Genomic DNA, 839 nt, shown 5'->3' on the forward strand with positions numbered 1-839 from the left:
GTTGCAGGAGGAGAGCGCGGCGGTGAGCACCACGAAGTTGATGATCCCGGCCGCCGCCGGGATGCCCATCTTCTCGAACGCGGCCACGAACGGGCTGACGCCCGGGGAGAACTCCCGCCACGGCACCACGGCCAGGATGACCACCAGCGCGCCGATGTAGAACAGCGCGATCCGCCAGGGCAGCGTGTTGATCGCGCGCGGCAGGGTCTTCTGCGGGTTCTCGCTCTCCCCCGCCGTGACGCCGACCAGCTCGACGCCGAGGTAGGCGAACATGACGATCTGCAGGGTCATCACGGTGGAGCCGATGCCCTTGGGGAAGAAGCCGCCGTCCGACCAGAGGTTGCTCAGCGCGGCGGTGTCACCGGCGTCGCTGAAGCCGAGGGTGAGCACCCCGATGCCGATCAGGATCATGCCGATGATCGCGGTCACCTTGATCATCGAGAACCAGAACTCGATCTCGCCGAACAGCTTCACCGAGATCAGGTTGGCGCCGTACAGGATCACCAGGAAGACCAGTGCGGAGATCCACTGCGGGATGTCCGGCGCCCAGAACTTCACGTACACGGCGGCGGCGGTGGTCTCGGCCATGCCGGTGACCACCCAGAAAAGCCAGTACGTCCAGCCGGTCACGTAGCCCGCGAACGGGCCGAGGAACTCGCGGGCGTACTCGGCGAAGCTGCCGGAGACCGGGCGGTAGGTGAGGAGTTCGCCGAGCGCGCGCATGATGACGAAGATCACCACGCCGGCCACGGCGTAACTGAGGATCAGACTCGGTCCGGCCTTGGAGATCGCGGTGCCCGCGCCGAGGAACAGGCCGGTGCCGATCGCGCCGCCGATGG

Annotated in this window: 1 protein-coding gene; it reads right to left on the reverse strand. The window is 67.1% G+C overall.

The window, feature by feature from the left end; genetic code table 11:
- Window positions 1–839, reverse strand: an 839-nt coding sequence (locus ABD323_RS42220; RefSeq protein ID WP_344447366.1) for an amino acid permease, incomplete at both ends; no start/stop codon positions are given.

Source organism: Kitasatospora nipponensis (assembly GCF_039528135.1).
Taxonomy (GTDB): domain Bacteria; phylum Actinomycetota; class Actinomycetes; order Streptomycetales; family Streptomycetaceae; genus Kitasatospora; species Kitasatospora nipponensis.